At 52.8% G+C, this 15,609-nt stretch carries 16 protein-coding genes; all 16 read left to right on the top strand.

Going from position 1 to position 15,609, the window contains the following annotated elements:
* Positions 1–11: 11 nt before the first annotated feature.
* Positions 12–941 carry a serine O-acetyltransferase EpsC gene (gene epsC / locus VLX68_01890; protein HUI90973.1) on the top strand — a complete coding sequence of 310 codons (930 nt, stop codon included), beginning with the start codon at positions 12–14 and terminating at the stop codon, positions 939–941.
* A 241-nt stretch (positions 942–1,182) separates the two neighbouring features.
* The gene (locus tag VLX68_01895; GenBank protein ID HUI90974.1) at positions 1,183–2,163 is read left to right on the top strand and encodes a hypothetical protein; all 981 of its coding nucleotides are present in this window, start codon (positions 1,183–1,185) and stop codon (positions 2,161–2,163) included.
* 81 nt (positions 2,164–2,244) lie between these two features.
* The gene (gene thiS, locus VLX68_01900; GenBank protein HUI90975.1) at positions 2,245–2,445 is read left to right on the top strand and encodes a sulfur carrier protein ThiS; all 201 of its coding nucleotides are present in this window, start codon (positions 2,245–2,247) and stop codon (positions 2,443–2,445) included.
* Between the two features lie 55 nt (positions 2,446–2,500).
* On the top strand, positions 2,501–3,271 hold the full coding sequence (locus tag VLX68_01905; GenBank protein ID HUI90976.1) for a thiazole synthase: 771 nt from the start codon (positions 2,501–2,503) through the stop codon (positions 3,269–3,271).
* A 13-nt stretch (positions 3,272–3,284) separates the two neighbouring features.
* Positions 3,285–4,409, top strand: coding sequence for a 2-iminoacetate synthase ThiH (gene thiH / locus VLX68_01910; protein HUI90977.1), 1,125 nt, complete (start codon positions 3,285–3,287; stop codon positions 4,407–4,409).
* 67 nt (positions 4,410–4,476) lie between these two features.
* On the top strand, positions 4,477–4,707 hold the full coding sequence (locus VLX68_01915) for a DUF6429 family protein (GenBank protein ID HUI90978.1): 231 nt from the start codon (positions 4,477–4,479) through the stop codon (positions 4,705–4,707).
* 47 nt (positions 4,708–4,754) lie between these two features.
* Entirely contained in the window at positions 4,755–5,453 is a 699-nt protein-coding gene (locus VLX68_01920; GenBank protein ID HUI90979.1) for an AAA family ATPase, read from the top strand.
* 186 nt (positions 5,454–5,639) lie between these two features.
* Entirely contained in the window at positions 5,640–9,194 is a 3,555-nt protein-coding gene (locus VLX68_01925; protein HUI90980.1) for a Ser-Thr-rich GPI-anchored membrane family protein, read from the top strand.
* Positions 9,195–9,296: 102 nt separating this feature from the next.
* Complete coding sequence (locus tag VLX68_01930) at positions 9,297–9,431, top strand: hypothetical protein (GenBank protein HUI90981.1); 135 nt, start codon at positions 9,297–9,299, stop codon at positions 9,429–9,431.
* 83 nt (positions 9,432–9,514) lie between these two features.
* Entirely contained in the window at positions 9,515–10,042 is a 528-nt protein-coding gene (locus VLX68_01935) for a phospholipase D family protein (GenBank protein ID HUI90982.1), read from the top strand.
* Positions 10,039–10,566, top strand: coding sequence for a phosphatase PAP2 family protein (locus tag VLX68_01940; protein ID HUI90983.1), 528 nt, complete (start codon positions 10,039–10,041; stop codon positions 10,564–10,566). The genes VLX68_01935 and VLX68_01940 overlap by 4 nt, the downstream gene beginning before the upstream one ends.
* 15 nt (positions 10,567–10,581) lie before the next feature.
* Entirely contained in the window at positions 10,582–11,865 is a 1,284-nt protein-coding gene (locus VLX68_01945) for a cyclic nucleotide-binding domain-containing protein (protein ID HUI90984.1), read from the top strand.
* A 24-nt stretch (positions 11,866–11,889) separates the two neighbouring features.
* Complete coding sequence (locus VLX68_01950; protein ID HUI90985.1) at positions 11,890–12,462, top strand: hypothetical protein; 573 nt, start codon at positions 11,890–11,892, stop codon at positions 12,460–12,462.
* Positions 12,459–12,887, top strand: a complete 429-nt coding sequence (gene arfB, locus VLX68_01955; GenBank protein HUI90986.1) for an alternative ribosome rescue aminoacyl-tRNA hydrolase ArfB — start codon at positions 12,459–12,461, stop codon at positions 12,885–12,887. The genes VLX68_01950 and arfB overlap by 4 nt, the downstream gene beginning before the upstream one ends.
* A 67-nt stretch (positions 12,888–12,954) precedes the next feature.
* On the top strand, positions 12,955–14,124 hold the full coding sequence (locus VLX68_01960; protein ID HUI90987.1) for an alpha/beta hydrolase: 1,170 nt from the start codon (positions 12,955–12,957) through the stop codon (positions 14,122–14,124).
* 270 nt (positions 14,125–14,394) lie between these two features.
* Positions 14,395–15,576, top strand: coding sequence for a pyridoxal phosphate-dependent aminotransferase (locus VLX68_01965; protein ID HUI90988.1), 1,182 nt, complete (start codon positions 14,395–14,397; stop codon positions 15,574–15,576).
* The last annotated feature ends 33 nt before the right edge of the window (positions 15,577–15,609 follow it).

Here is a 15,609-nt window from a genome sequence, read left to right on the forward strand (position 1 = left end):
GGAACAACGCCGTGAACAAAAAAAACGGAAAACAGCAGACGCAGGACGCACGGATGATCGAGTGGGTCAATACACGCGTGCCGCAGGTGGCCGACAAACTCGAGCGGAACGTTCTTTCAAGCTTTTATTCGCAGGAAGAAGAAGGCCTCGACCTTTCGGGTCGGACCGCCATCTACGAAGTGCTCAACGACATTCTTGCGGTGCTCTTTCCCGGATTCTACAGCAAAGACAAGGTCGAAAAAAAGGAAATGAACTTTTTCATCGGGGACAGGCTCCGCCACATCAGCCTGCGGCTCGGCAAAATCATTACCGAGATTTTAAAATACCACTGCAAAAAGAAGGATGATTGCGACGACTGCACGTGTGAAGAACAGGCGCAAAAGGCCCTCACCACCCTGGTCGAATCACTTCCGGAGATCCGTAAAATGTTGCTCGAGGACATCGAAGCGGCGTACGAGGGAGATCCCGCCGCGTCATGCCTGGAGGAGATAATCCTGAGCTACCCCTGCATCGAGGCGATCGCCACGTACCGCATCGCGCATCTCCTTTACAAACTCGACGTGCCGCTCGTTCCGCGCATCATGACCGAGCATGCCCATTCGAGGACCGGCATCGACATCCATCCGGGCGCGAAGATCGGGCCCCGGTTTTTCATCGACCACGGCACCGGCGTGGTGATCGGCGAGACCACCACCATCGGCAAGAACGTGCGGCTCTACCAGGGCGTCACCCTCGGCGCGCTGTCGCCGTTTGACAAAAAGGGACACCCGCAGCGCGGCGTCAAGCGGCATCCCGACATCCAGGACGAGGTGATCATTTACGCCAACGCCACGATCCTGGGCGGGAAAACGGTCATCGGCAAGGGCGCGGTGGTCGGCGGGAACTCGTGGATCACGAAATCGGTGCCGGCGGGCGCGGTGGTGTATAAGGATCAGGAATAAACCTTTATTCAATCCATTTGTAAAGTACCAAAGGCGAAATCGTGTACAAGTGAAGTTTGTTGTGTTTTCCGCTGGCGACAATCAGGTTTTTTACTTCTCGGATAAATTACCCCAGATTCATGCTCCACAAGATCCAGAGATGAGTTTTGGCCAGATTTGACAACTCTGCACATAAATACCTATCTTTACTAATAGTTGAAGGCGGAAAGAATTTTATACTATGACAAAGAATCGACTCTTCATGCTGGTGTTTATCTTTTTCATCACGGGATGTGTCGCCCGGTACACAATCCATATCCAGACTATTCCACCTGGAGATTATGGAATCTATATAAATAACAACCTACTTGGAAAAACATCTTCTTCCCGTGATACTGTGGTACATTCCGGAAATAACTTCATTTTATCTCCCGCTATACTCGAGTTAAAAGATGATATCTCATACGGCCGTCTCTGTATGGATTACAACGCGGCCGCAACGAAAATGGTGAATGTTTATTCCGTCAATTCTCGAACGGATGGAGATCTGCAAAATTATAACGTGACTTTTCTTTTTGACATTAGGCACGCACCGCACGCACTCAATGAGAAATTTTTTAATCCTTATAACAAAGATTTCTCTTTTATTATTAAGACACCGCCGGCAGGATCCGTGTATTCTTGTTTTTCAAATTTAAGTGTCTCTGATGACAATAGGCTCCGTCATGACGCGGACAGTTGCGATTTCAATCTGATGACAGCCTGCATCGATACCTTAGTGAATCGGCAAAATTATTCCTGGCTTTCCGTGGATAGCAACATTGAACATAAGATAACGGCCGGATTGGTCGGCAAACGGCCGGATGCAATTGACACGCTGCCCAATGGTGTTTATGACCAAGCCATTAGCCGAAATATCAAGTATATAGTAGTGTTTTATGGATATTCCTTTTTACAGCAGAGAAGACTCTTTACCGATGAGGTTGCGGCAGGCGTTGCACGCACCGCTTCGGTCATTTTTAGTATTGGGTTCCATGTTGCTCCGGACGGCGATAAGGTTGTAACGCTTTTGGATGCATATTGTTCCATTTTCTCCAGCAATCCGAACAAATGCATCTTTACGACGAAAGCAACGTTGCAAGACTACTACAACAATTATAGTAAGGAAGAGTTGACTTTGGCATTATACGATACGGTATTCTCAAGAATTGCCCCAATTTTTGCGAGATCTCAAAAAAAATAAAAGGAACCCACATAAAGACGTACACACGCCGTGGCTTTTCCGCCGAAATTAATTTATTACTTGCGGATGATTGGACGGCACATGATTGCTCACATCAATGGAAAAACTGAAACTGTAATTCAGGAAGTTTCGGTTGAAAAGCTGCTTTCCATGAAAAATATTGACCCGGCATGCGTCGTGGTCGAGGTGAATAAGAATATCGTCAAAAGGGAAAAATACGGTTCGGTAATCCTGAACGACGGCGACACGGTTGAAATATTGAAATTTGTCGGCGGCGGATAATAAAGAACATAGATTGCAGATTGACAAATGAAATCCCGTACCATAGAAATCAAATATGGACGATTTTCTTGAAATAGGCGGGAAGAAACTCCGTTCCCGTCTCATCACGGGGTCGGGCAAATACAGCGACGAGCGGATCATCGCCGACGTGGTTGCCGCCGCGCAATGCGATGTTGTCACCGTTGCACTGCGGCGCGTCGATTTTGAACACCACGGCGAAAGCGTGCTGCAATACGTTCCCAAGGGAAAAATCCTTCTTCCCAATACGTCGGGTGCGCGCACCGCCGGGGAGGCGGTGCGGCTTGCGCGGCTCGCGAGGGAAATGGGTTGCGGCAACTGGGTGAAAATAGAAGTGATCGAGGACCAGAAATACCTTCTGCCCGACAACATCGAAACGCTTAAGGCGACTGAAACGCTTGCCAAGGATGGGTTCGTGGTGCTGCCGTACGTATCGCCCGACCTACCGCTTGCACGAAAGCTGGTCACCGCGGGCGCCGCCGCGGTCATGCCGCTCGGCGCGCCCATAGGGAGCAACCGCGGCCTGCGCACGCTGGAACTCATAGAAATCCTCGTTGACGAAATAGAACTGCCGGTCATTGTTGATGCCGGCATCGGCAGGCCGTCGCATGCCGCGCATGCCATGGAAATCGGCGCCGCGGGGGTCCTACTGAATACTGCCATTGCGTCAAGCAACGATCCGGTGAAAATGGCGCACGCGTTCCGGTTGGCGGTGGAGGCGGGCAGGCTCGCGTTTCTGGCCGGATTGGGGAGCGTTTCGAAAACGGGAAGGGCATCGTCGCCGCTGACCGGATTTTTAAATGAATGAGACTGAAGAATTTATGTCCTTTTACGATGCCATCAAACGATACGCCGCTTTTGACTTCGCCGGATATAACGCATCGGTAACTCCGCAACAGATCGAATCAATCCTTGACAAAGACAAACTTGTCCCGCTGGATTATCTTGCGCTTTTGTCTGATGCCGCGTCCTCCTTTCTCGAACCAATGGCCCAACGGGCGCGTTCGCTCACGAAAAAGAACTTCGGCAACGTGATGTTCCTGTTCACTCCGCTTTACATATCAGACCATTGCGACAACGGCTGTCCTTACTGCTCGTTCGCCCGGCAGCACCGCATCGGCCGGAACCATCTCTCGTTTGAGAAAATCAGGGCGGAAGCCGGGACGATCGCCGCGACCGGCATGCGGCACCTCCTGGTGCTCACCGGCGAATCGCGCTCGATCGCGTCGCCCGAATACATCCGCGAGGCGGTGTCGATTCTCAGTGATTCTTTTTCGTCAGTCTCCATAGAAGTTTACCCGATGACGCAGGAGGAATATTCGGCGATGGTTGCATCCGGAGCCGACGGCCTTACCATGTATCAGGAAGTCTATAACGAGGCAAAATATCACGAACTGCACCGGGGAGGGCCAAAAGACAATTACCGTTTCAGGCTTGACGCGCCGGACCGGGCCGCATCCGCAGGCGTGCGCGCGGTTACCGTGGGCGCGCTCATGGGACTTTTTGAACCGAGGTCGGAGGCGTTTTTTACCGGGCTGCATGCGCAGTATATGCAGAAAACCCATCCTTCGGTGGAAACATCCGTTGCGTTTCCCAGGTTGCGGCCCATGGTCCGCGATTTTGAGCCTTATTGCAAGGTCAGCGACAGGCAATATGTGCAGCTATTGCTCGCCGCGAGATTGTTTTTACCGCGCTGCGGGATCACGGTTTCCACACGGGAATCAAAGCCGTTCCGCAACGCCATTGCGCCGCTCGGCGTCACGAAAATGTCCGCCGGCGTTTCAACGGCGGTGGGCGGCCATGCCGCCGGTGCGGTGTCAACGCCGCAGTTCGACATCGCCGACGTCCGTTCGCTCGAAGAGATGAAAAAAGACCTTGTCGCGCTCGGCTTCCAGCCCGTGTTGCAGGACTGGAATTCCGGTTTTCTTGCTTTGAGGGAGAAATAGCAAACAATTGCTGGATTTAATGCGCCCGTAATTTATCTTTTAATCATCCTTAAAAAAGGACGCGCATATGGAATACAACAAGGAAAAGGTTGACGAGATGGCCCTTGCCCTTCTGCATCTGACGTCATTCAGTTCCGATGCCGGCGTGCGGGCGTGGAAAGGCCTTGAATGGGACACCATGGAGCGCCTGTTCAACAAGGGGTATATCAGCAATCCCAAAAGCAAGTCGAAGTCCGTGCTGCTCACCGAGCAGGGCGCCAAATTGTCCGAGGAGATGTTTAAAAAATACTGTTGCTGATTTCTCCGTCTTAAGAACACGGCTGCCTGCCCTCCGGAAGAACCGCGATGCACCTGAAAAAAGTAGTCCTGCTCAGGGATAAATTCCCCGAAAAACAATGCTATCCTTTTAATCTGGCCGTGTTCCACAATACGCCGTTCCTCGAATTTTCCACACCCGTTACTTTTTTCGTGGGAGAAAACGCGACCGGAAAGTCCACGCTCATGCACGCAATGGCGAAACACTGCGGGATATACATCTGGGGCGAGGACACGGGCAGGGACCGCTGCGAGCACAACCCGTATGAACGGGAATTCTTCAACTACGTCGATATCGAATGGACACAGGGGAGGGTGCCGGGCTCGTTTTTCGGCTCTGACCTTTTCCGGAATTATGCCCACATCATCGACGAATGGGCGTCCATGGACCCGGGCCTGCTCGACTACTTCGGCGGTAAGTCGTTGGTGAGCCAGTCGCACGGACAGTCCATCCTTTCGTTCTTCACCGCGTGCTTCAAGGTGAAGGGCGTGTACTTCCTTGACGAACCGGAAACAGGGCTGTCGCCGGCGAGCCAGCTCAAATTGCTGGCGCTGCTGTCTGCGTCGGCCGGCCAGGGACATGCCCAGTTTATTGTCGCCACGCATTCGCCGATACTCCTTTCGTGCCCCGGCGCGGTAGTGTACTGCTTTGACGGGAAGGCGATAGTAAAGGGTGACTATAAGGATTCCGAACATTACAAGGTGTATAGGGAATTTTTTAACAGATAAAGACAGCAGCCGTCCCCAGCTCGTAATATTTCATCCACTTCCAACTCATTTTTTATTAATTCCCCTCGATCAACCTTAAAGTTTTATCATGGACGGTCAGCCCTCCATAATGGGATAATTACATATATGTTACACTGGTCGTTTCAAATATCCCCGGCCTGCTGACTGACATGAAAGGGGCGTTCCATGAAGACTCATGTGCGTTTTTTTGCGGTGACGGCATTCTGCAGCGCGTTGGTTTTTCTTTGCTGTACATCCGAAACGACTTCTCCCGGCGGCCCCATACCGGGAAGCACCTCCAATGGATATTATATCCTTACGAGCCCTCTTGCCGGTTCGTCGTACCAGCTCAATACCACCTTGCCCATCAGGTGGTCGTGGAGCGGGACCGTTTCGGGGATCAATGTCAGCATAGCACTCTACGAAGGGGATAACTTCGTTCGTACCATAACGGCTTCAACCGTCAACAACGGCACCTACAACTGGTCGATATATTCCGTTCCATCGGGCATCAATTATCACATCAGAATTACCGATATGCAGGATACCACCAAATATGATATGGGCGGTTATTTTAGGATCACCTCCATTTACAACGGGACCATCGCCGTGGCGTTACCCCAAACGGGGACAATCGCGAAAATGGATTCCACCCTCACCATACGATGGGTGACCAGCGGGAGCATCGGCAATTACGTGAGGATAGAACTGTACAACGATTCCGTTTTGTCCAATACGGTGGTCAGTTCGATAGTGGACTCGGGTGAATACATCTGGTATGCCATGACCGCGTCCGCGGGCACTGGCTCAAAATACAGGATCAGGGTCTCGAGCGCCTATGATCCGGGCATTTACGGCGAAAGCGGCTACTTCACGGTTCTGTCCCAGTATTCCGGGACCTATGCGGTGACAAGTCCTGACTCCCTGACCACCTGGGCGGCCGGAAGCACCTACACGATTCAATGGACCACCACAGGCAATCCCGGACCCTATGTAATCATCAGGCTGTGCAACGACACCGCGACTGTTTCCACGCTGGCGAGCTACCTTTCCAACAGCGGGACGCTGAGCTGGAACATCCCTGCTTCACTGAGCACGGCCGGCACCTATCGCATCAAGATCATTTCATACAGCGACGCCGGGATTTACACCTACAGCAAGCCGTTCACCATCGCGGGCATACCGGCGGATGCCTTTGAGCCGGACAACAGGCGGGACCAGGCGAACATCATTACGACCGACGGCACCATTCAGAATCATACGCTCACGATGAATGACACGGATTGGGTGAAGTTTTCCGCGGACAGCGGCGCAATTTACATAATAAGAAATGCCGGAACGGCATATTCGAGGGACTCATTGTTTTACGGAACCGAAACGGTCTCACAATTGTCGTTCTATAACATTTCGGGCTCCACGAACCAGCAGTACGTTTGCACACGAAGCGGTACGTATTATTTGAAAATAATTCCCTATTACACAGCTTTATATTTCGGCGATTACCAGCTGTCGGTATCAAAATTTGATTCCACCACAATGCTGAAATTCACCAATCCGTCTTCCACCTCGGTGTTTGCCGCGGGTTCCAGCTATATCCTTTCGTGGACCGCCGACAGCGCCGTGATGGGCGATTACATAGCCCTGTATCTGTATATTGGAAATAGCCTCATCACATCGATAAGCACCTATCTGAGCAATTCTGGTACCTACACATGGTATGTGCCGTCGGGTCTCGGTTCGGGTTCGGCATACCGGATACGAATGGTCAGTTACAACAATCCTTCCATTTACGGGTACAGCGCGAATTTTTCCATCAGCGGCCTTGCGGCCGACAGCTATGAATTCGACAACACGCGCGACTCGGCAAAGGCAATTTCAGTTACCGGCGTTGTGCAGAACAGGTCGGTAACGCTGGGCGACACCGACTGGGTGAAATTCTCCGCGGACAGCGGCGCGTATTATATCATAAGAAACGTGGGCCAGGCTTATACCCGCGATTTCCTGTTTCAGGGGACCAATGCAAACTCGCTGACCTCCTTTTACGGCGGGAATACCAGCAGCTTTCCGACCCTGCGGTGGACGTGTCCTGCGACCGGTGTGTATTATCTACAGATTGCGCCGTACTCTTCCTCATATACCGGCACCTATCAGCTTTTGGTAATGAAGTCCGATTCGACGTCACTTGCAAATTTTTCGAGCCCGGTTTCCGGCACAACCTGGGCCAGTGGCTCAACCTACAACCTTTCGTGGGATCCGGACAGCGCCCTGTACGGAGCATATGTCTATCTTTATTTGTACAGCGGCGGCGCGCAGGTGCTGCGCATCGCCACTTCCATCGCCAACAGCGGAAGCTACAGTTGGACGATTCCGGCCGGGATAGCGAGCGCCGCCAATTACCAGATAAGGATGGTGAATTATTCCGATCCGTCTATCGGCGGGTTCAGCCAGAATTTTACGATAAGCGGATTGGCCGCGGATTCCTATGAACCCGATAATTCAAAGCAGCAGGCAAAAACCATCCCGGTTGACGGGACCGCGCAGACCCGCTCGCTGACGCTCGCGGACACCGACTGGGTGAGCTTCACCGCGCAGAAGGGGATGATCTATCTTGTCAAGGGATCCGCCGCTTCAAGTTTCTACCTGTATTTGTACCAGGACACCGGCACGGTTCTGCTTACGTCAACCTACAGCGCGTCTCCGACGATACCGTGGACCTGCCCGGCATCGGGCACCTATTATGTCCGGACGTTTTGTTCGTCGGGCTACCTTGCCAGTTACAATCTTTGGATCAAGGAATATTCTTCTTACAATATGGCGACATTCATCAATCCGACGCATAACTCCACCTGGTCCACCGGCTCCGCCTATACGATACAATGGACGCCGGACACCGCCCTGTTCGGAACGTATGTCCGCTTGTACCTGTGTCGCGACACCGTGCCGGTCCAAACCATTACGACCCTGGCGGCCAACCTGACCGGCAGTTACCAGTGTACGCCGCTTGCCGGTCTCGCGACCGATACGGTTTACCGCATAAGAATAACCAGCTCGCTCAATTCCCAGATCACGGGCCTCAGCGCGCAATTCACGATCAGCGGCGTTCCCTCTGACGTGTACGAGCCGGACAACGTGATTTCACAGGCGCACACCATCGCGCTGAATGCAACGCCGGAACTCCACACGCTTTCGCTTGCGGACAGCGACTGGTGCAAATTCAGCGCCGCCGCCGACATGATGTATGCGATAAAGACGCTAGGCGGAATTTATCCGAAGATAGAGTTGTTTTCGGCCGACGGCAGTACTTCCGTTGCGACGGCCAACAGCACCGGCACCGATTCGAACGCCGTAATGTACTGGATGTGCCAGACGTCAGGTGATTACGCATTCAAGATTTCAAGCGCGCGCACCGGCCCGTATCAGGTTTCGGTCACTTCCTATGACTCCACGCAGTACCGGTTTTCGGTGACCTCGCCGTCTTCAGGCGCGCAAGTGAAGCAGGATTCGGTCACGGTGGTGCAGTGGTCCAGCCCGGTCCCTATCGGAGGATACGTTGACCTGTTTCTCTACGACAATGCGAACGGCGTGGCCACGATCGATGCGAACGTCCCGAATACCGGCTCGTACAGCTGGGCGGTATTCTCGACAAAGTATTCAGCGGGAAATAATTATTATATCAAGGTTATAAGCAGATACGGCTCGAATATTTTCGGCCAAAGCCAGACGTTCTCGATTGTGCCGTAACAGAACGGTATCATGCGCGCGGGCCTTGCCGATTTTTATATTTATAGCAATACCGCCCGGAAAGGCGGATGCTGTTACCTATAAAACAAAGGAGTGTTGTATATGTCACATGCCCAGGATTCGAGAAAAGAACAGAAAAAACAGCCTCAAAAGTCATTGAAGGAAAAACGGCTCGAAAAGCAGGCGAAAAAGGCGGCCAAGTATGGAACACCCCCGATAACCCCAACGACGTTCTGATATCCTGCCCGTAACGCCGGCGGGGTCTCATTGCCTCCGCCGGCAGGGTTTCTCACGCTTACTCACGCACGTCAAGCACCCCCGTGGAAACAATCCAATTCATCACCGACCGCGATATCTATTCAAAAGTGGTGCTTGAAGAAATCCCGAAGTCCAAACGGTTCGTGTGGATCGGCACCTCGGATCTTAAGGACCTCTACGTTTCGAAAAAAGGCCGCATGGTGCCGTTTCTTGAAGTGCTTTCCGATTGCGCCAAGCGGGGCGTGGAGATACGCCTCATCCACGCCAAGGAGCCGGGACGGGCCTTCCGCGCCGACTTCGACAAGTACCCGGCGCTTATTGACGGAATGGAACGGATCCTGTGTCCGCGTGTGCATTTCAAGTGCGTGGTGATCGACGGTGCCGTCGCCTACATGGGCAGCGCGAACCTTACGGGCGCGGGCATGGGCGCCAAGGCGGACGTACGTCGCAATTTTGAAATGGGGATAATGACGACTGATAAGAAAATCATCAAACAGATCATGGAAGAGTTCGACGGCATATGGATGGGGAATCATTGCGCCTCATGCGACAGAAAACAGTATTGCGCGGATTACAAGGACCTTTTATGAAAAAAACCCTCCTGGCGGCTTTGGCGATATTTGTCGCCACCGTGCCGGCCTTTTCCACTGATTACTTTGAAAAGGCCGGTGACATCGGCCAGTACGCCATCCCTGCAGCCGGGCTCGGTGTCGCACTTGTGAAGAAAGACTGGAAAGGATGCCTGCAGCTCACGTACGCGTTTGCCGCGGCCATGGCCGTCACCTACGGCCTCAAATACACGGTCCGCGAGACACGCCCGGACGGCGGGGACCAGTCTTTCCCATCCGGCCACACATCGGCCGCGTGCTGCGGCGCAGCGTTTATCGATATGCGTTACGGCCATGCATGGGGCCTGCCCGCCTACGCTGCGGCGTCGCTGGTGGGGTGGAGCAGGATAGAGTCGAACCAGCATTATCCATTGGATGTGCTTGCCGGCGCGGCGATAGGGATTTTAAGCAATGTGATATTCACAAGAAGCAAGGCCAGCAACGTGAAGATCGCGCCGGTTGCCGGCAATGGGTCCTACGGCGCCATTATGATTTACAAATGGTAATGGAGAGGTAAAATCATGGACGCGGTTCCAGTTATTTCAACCAGCAATGCGTTGTTTGAACGCGTTCAGCAGCTCGTCGGCAAGAAAAAAAACGCCGGATTCAACGACGCCGTCCTCATGCAGCCGGCCACCGCGCTCGACGTGCTCAACATGGAAATGCCCGAGCTGGTGTTCATTGATTTTTCAGACAAGAACTTCAGCGCGTTCTCGCTCATGGACGGCATCATGGCCGACCCCTGGATCTTCCACTGCGGCATCATCGCGCTGTACGGCGACTACGCCGAGCTTGAGCGGCTCGACGCGATCAAGGGCGCCAACATCATCGTGGCGATCATGGACAACGAGCTTGAGCGGCACCTGCCCAAAATCATGGACATCGTGAGCGGCAACCGGCGCATTCTGTTTCAGCGCGAGCTCGGCGTCGACCTCGTGTGGAATATCTCGGGCTCGTTCAAGCTGAAGAACGATCCGCTCGAAGCGAGCTGCTATGCCAACCTTATCAGCAATTTTCTGTGCAACGCGCTCAGGATCGGGCTGGAGGAAAAACCGGTCTGCACCCTGGCCATTTTCGAGATGCTCATGAACGCCATCGAGCACGGCAACTGCGGCATAAACTACGGCGAAAAATCGCAATGGCTCGAAGCCGGGAAGCCGATCCAGGATCTCATAAGGCAGAAATGCAAAGACCCGACCGTTGACAAAAAGCGCGTCACGTTCGAGTACGCGTTCCTTCCCGAATGCGCCCGGTTCTTTATCGCCGACGAGGGCGGAGGGTTTGACTGGCGCAGGTTCGTTGACGGCATCCATAAAACCGGCGAACTCGAGCTGCACGGCAGGGGAATCTCCATTGCAAAAAGCCTGATGCGCAACCTGCAGTACAACGAGACCGGCACCGAGGTGAGCTTTGAAATCGCATACCCGAAAAACGTGAGCGCGGTCACGCCGGCGCTGTTCAAATCGATCAGCGCGAAAAACGTGCGTCCCGGCCAGGTGATATTCCGCTACGGGGAGCCGGGCGACTCCATGTATTACATTGTCAAGGGACAATACGACGTGGTCGTGAACGGCAAGACCGTGTCCAGCCTTTCGGCCGACGACGTATTCCTGGGTGAGATGTCGTTTCTGCTCAACAACCGGAGGAGCGCAACGGTAAAGGCGAGATCGGCGGGAACGATCATACCGATATCAAAGAACGATTTCATCGAGGCGGTGAAACGGAAGCCGTATTATGCCTTGTTCTTGTCAAAGCTGCTGGCGCAGAGGATACAGCGGTTCAATCAAAGGGCGTTTAACTTGTAGGATAATATTCCTGGGGATGTTTTAATGAGTTTTGACGCAACCATGCACTTGCAAACAGAAATTCTTATCCAAAAATTTGTTGAATACATCAACGCATCGCACCGAGAGCCTGGGGATGAATGGCTGATACCGGAAGCATTACGATTAGGAATGGATGAATATGGGTACTATGATTGGAAAATACAGAAAAAGCAAATCAGCCACGGCATTGAAATTGAAGGCGGCCCAGTGTGCCGGCCGCTTCCCGAGGATTTTATTTACCTGTTTGAGCATTATTATTTTCCGGGATTCGACCTGAAGCGCATGTTCCTGTTCGGCAATACTCCGGACAACAAAACACCATTTGATTGGACACACTGCCTCGCGGATGGTTTGGCACGGAAGGCATGGGAAAAAAGAGGGCTCATTCAGATTGGCAGACCGGAACAATATAACATCGATTCGATATGTCTTGATACAAAAGCAAAAAAGACAAAATTCGGACACCCGTTGATCCGGGTTTTTCGTGAAGATATCTTATTGGACAGAAGAAAATGGAACATTGATCATTTTGCAGAATCGTTTCGCGTGGTTTTGGTTGAAAGTGTAAATGAATGATTTTCGTTTCCCCTCATTGCAGCATCAATGAAGATGAATTGTCCTTCTCGTTTGTCCGCTCAGGCGGGCCGGGCGGACAGAACGTGAACAAGGTGTCCACCGCGGCGCAGCTGCGGTTTGATGTCAGCGCATCTCCCAACCTTTCCGCTGAGGTAAAGAAAAGACTTGTCAAGCTTGCAGGTTCCCGCATCAATAATGACGGCATTCTCCACATTTCCGCAAGCAGGTTTAGAACGCAGGAGAGAAATAAGGCGGACGCGGTTGATCGGCTGGTGATGTTGATCAGGAAGGCGCTGGTCGAGCCTAAAAAGCGGAAAAAGACAAGGCCGACGTTCGCGTCAAAGGGAAAACGAGTTGAGAAAAAGAGAAGGCATGGGGAAAAGAAGAGGAACAGGGGAGCGGGGAATTGGGAGATGGAAATTTGAAAGCTTGAGTTTTGGATCAAAGTGTGATAAGCTATTTCAAGTAACGATGCATCTTGAAACGCCTTTTATGAATTCGGAAAAGATCGCCATGAATTACTATGCCCCCACCGAATCCACCCTCGTCGCGCGCCGCCGCAAAACAGGCCGCAAAGTCCTGAAATTTTTTCTCATCAGCGCCGGGCTTATCCTGCTCATCCTGGTTGGGATGGGCGAATGGATTTACTTCTCGGTATTTTTTAGCCGCTCGCCTCATGACTATTCCGGCGCGCATCCCTTTAAATCGGCAAATGCAAGGGCGGAATATCTTGCGTTTGAGGATGGCATGGCCAAAACCTGGCCGGTGCATTCCGAGGAACGGCTGGCGCAGACGTCGTTCGGGCAAACGTTCATGCGCGTCAGCGGTCCGGCCGATGGCCGGCCGCTGATGCTGCTGCCCGGCGGTGGCTGCAATTCCCTCATATGGCACGCGAACATTCAGGCGCTCTCGCAGAAATACCGGACCTACGCGCTGGACAATATTTATGATTACGGCAGAAGTGTTTACACCCGGGAAATGAAGACCGGCGCCGATTTCAGCGCATGGCTCAATGAACTGTTTGACACGCTGAGGCTCGGCAATAATGTCAGGATCGCCGGATATTCGTATGGAGGATGGGTCGCCAGCCAGTATGCGCTCCGTCATCCGGAAAGGGTCTCTCATGTCGTGCTCATCGCGCCTGTGTGCACGGTGTTGCCTTTGTCAAACGATTACATTATAAAAATGCTCACCACCCTGATTCCCGTGCGTTATTTCAAGTCTAAGATCATGTACTGGTGCTGGGCCGACCTGGCCCAAATGGGCGACACCGGTGTGCAGCTGGTGGAGGACCGGATAGACTTTTATCAAATGGCGCTGAAATGCTTCAAGTTCAAGCAGCCTCCAAACCCCACGGTGCTTTCCGATGAGGAATTGCAGCGGCTGAAGATGCCCGTGCTTTTCTTAGTCGGCAATCACGAAACCGTGTATGACGCGAAGATCGCGGTTGACCGGCTGAGAAGAGTGAATCCGAAAATCAATGCCGAAATGATTATGAACACCGGCCATGATTTGATGTTCACGCATACGGATGCGGTGAACCGGAAGGTGCTCGCGTTCCTCGACACTGAGCCTGTTAAGGAAATTGTCGGCGCGCCTGAGCCTCCAAAAATCCACAAGCAGGTTGTCAAACGAAAGAAAATGAGGACGCACAGCAATTAGTATTTTATAAGTAAGCCTATCTTTATTTTCTGTGTATTCTTTGTATCTGTGGCAGATCTTTTTGATGCCTCAAGGTCGGCGCTGATGGGGACGAGAAAAACGAGATCGGCAGTTAACTTATGTCCAGCGTTAGGTGGACCGGAGGGTGAGCGAGGCGAACAGCCGAGCCCGGAGGGAGACCGCCCCGAGCCTTAGTCTTGACGCAGGCGAGGGGAACACCCTGATCATTATAGTTTTATAAAAACAGAAAACCTGAGGGGAGATATTTTCATGCCCGTCGCAAAGAACGTCAAAGACATCATGGCCAATTCCTCGTTCATCCGCAAGATGTTCGAGCTCGGCACGCAGCTCAAGAAGCAGCACGGCGAGAAAAACGTGTGCGATTTCACGCTCGGCAATCCCGACCTTGAGCCGCCGCCGGCCTTTCAGAAGGCGCTTTCCGACGCGGTACGCCAGAAAATTTCGCTCAAGCACGGGTACATGGCGAATGCCGGGTATGCGGACACGCGCCAGGCCGTGGCGGACTATGTGTCCAAGGAACAGGGCGCAACAATATCCATGGACAACGTGATAATGACCTGCGGCGCGGGAGGCGGGCTGAATGTCGCGCTCAAGACCATTCTCAACCCCGGCGACACCGTCATCGTCAATGTTCCGTATTTCGTCGAATACAATTTCTACATCCGCAACCATGGCGGCGAAATGGTTCTGGTAAATACGAAGGACGATTTCGACCTCGACGTTAAAGCCATCGAGAAGGCGATTGACAAACGCACCGCAGGCGTTCTTATCAATTCGCCCAACAACCCGACGGGAAAGGTGTACCCTGAAAAAACCATCAGGGAACTGGGAAGGATGCTCGAACGAAAGAGCGCGGAAACCGGCCGGGCGATATACCTGCTGAGCGACGAGCCGTACCGGAAAATCGTGTATGACGGGCTTGCCGTGCCGCCGCTGTTCAGTAACTACAAGAATTGCATCGTCGTGAATTCATATTCAAAGGATCTTTCGATCCCGGGCGAGCGTCTCGGATACATCGCGGTGCATCCCGAAGCTGAAGACGTGCAGAACCTGCTCGACGGCATGATCCTCTGCAACAGGATTTTGGGCTTTGTCAACGCGCCCGCGCTCATGCAGCGCGTGGTGAAAAACCTGCAGGGAACCTGCGTGGACATCTCCCGCTACCAGAAACGCCGCGACCTTTTGTGCGACGGCCTCAAGAAACTGGGATACGATTTCACCATGCCCGGCGGCACGTTCTACCTTTTCCCCAAGGCGCCCGGCGGCAACGATGTCGAATTCGTCAAGGTGCTGCAGGAAAAACTCGTGCTCACTGTTCCCGGTACCGGCTTCGGCGCGCCCGGTTATTTCCGCATCGTGTTCTGCGTGGCGGAGGAGGCGATCGAGCGGGCCATGCCGGGGTTCGAATACGCGATAAAAAAGTGCGCGTAAGTCAACCAAATATTCTGCAGGATAAAAATCCAG

Source organism: Chitinivibrionales bacterium (assembly GCA_035516255.1).
Taxonomy (GTDB): Bacteria; Fibrobacterota; Chitinivibrionia; order Chitinivibrionales; family FEN-1185; genus FEN-1185.

Excerpts from the sequence above, each read along its gene's own strand:
- VLX68_01895 (HUI90974.1), top strand. The coding sequence starts at position 1,183 with ATGCTGGTGTTTATCTTTTTCATCACGGGATGTGTCGCCCGGTACACA.
- thiS (HUI90975.1), top strand. The coding sequence starts at position 2,245 with ATGATTGCTCACATCAATGGAAAAACTGAAACTGTAATTCAGGAAGTT.
- VLX68_01905 (HUI90976.1), top strand. The coding sequence starts at position 2,501 with ATGGACGATTTTCTTGAAATAGGCGGGAAGAAACTCCGTTCCCGTCTC.
- thiH (HUI90977.1), top strand. The coding sequence starts at position 3,285 with ATGTCCTTTTACGATGCCATCAAACGATACGCCGCTTTTGACTTCGCC.
- VLX68_01915 (HUI90978.1), top strand. The coding sequence starts at position 4,477 with ATGGAATACAACAAGGAAAAGGTTGACGAGATGGCCCTTGCCCTTCTG.
- VLX68_01920 (HUI90979.1), top strand. The coding sequence starts at position 4,755 with ATGCACCTGAAAAAAGTAGTCCTGCTCAGGGATAAATTCCCCGAAAAA.
- VLX68_01925 (HUI90980.1), top strand. The coding sequence starts at position 5,640 with ATGAAGACTCATGTGCGTTTTTTTGCGGTGACGGCATTCTGCAGCGCG.
- VLX68_01930 (HUI90981.1), top strand. The coding sequence starts at position 9,297 with ATGTCACATGCCCAGGATTCGAGAAAAGAACAGAAAAAACAGCCTCAA.
- VLX68_01940 (HUI90983.1), top strand. The coding sequence starts at position 10,039 with ATGAAAAAAACCCTCCTGGCGGCTTTGGCGATATTTGTCGCCACCGTG.
- VLX68_01945 (HUI90984.1), top strand. The coding sequence starts at position 10,582 with ATGGACGCGGTTCCAGTTATTTCAACCAGCAATGCGTTGTTTGAACGC.
- VLX68_01950 (HUI90985.1), top strand. The coding sequence starts at position 11,890 with ATGAGTTTTGACGCAACCATGCACTTGCAAACAGAAATTCTTATCCAA.
- arfB (HUI90986.1), top strand. The coding sequence starts at position 12,459 with ATGATTTTCGTTTCCCCTCATTGCAGCATCAATGAAGATGAATTGTCC.
- VLX68_01960 (HUI90987.1), top strand. The coding sequence starts at position 12,955 with ATGAATTCGGAAAAGATCGCCATGAATTACTATGCCCCCACCGAATCC.
- VLX68_01965 (HUI90988.1), top strand. The coding sequence starts at position 14,395 with ATGCCCGTCGCAAAGAACGTCAAAGACATCATGGCCAATTCCTCGTTC.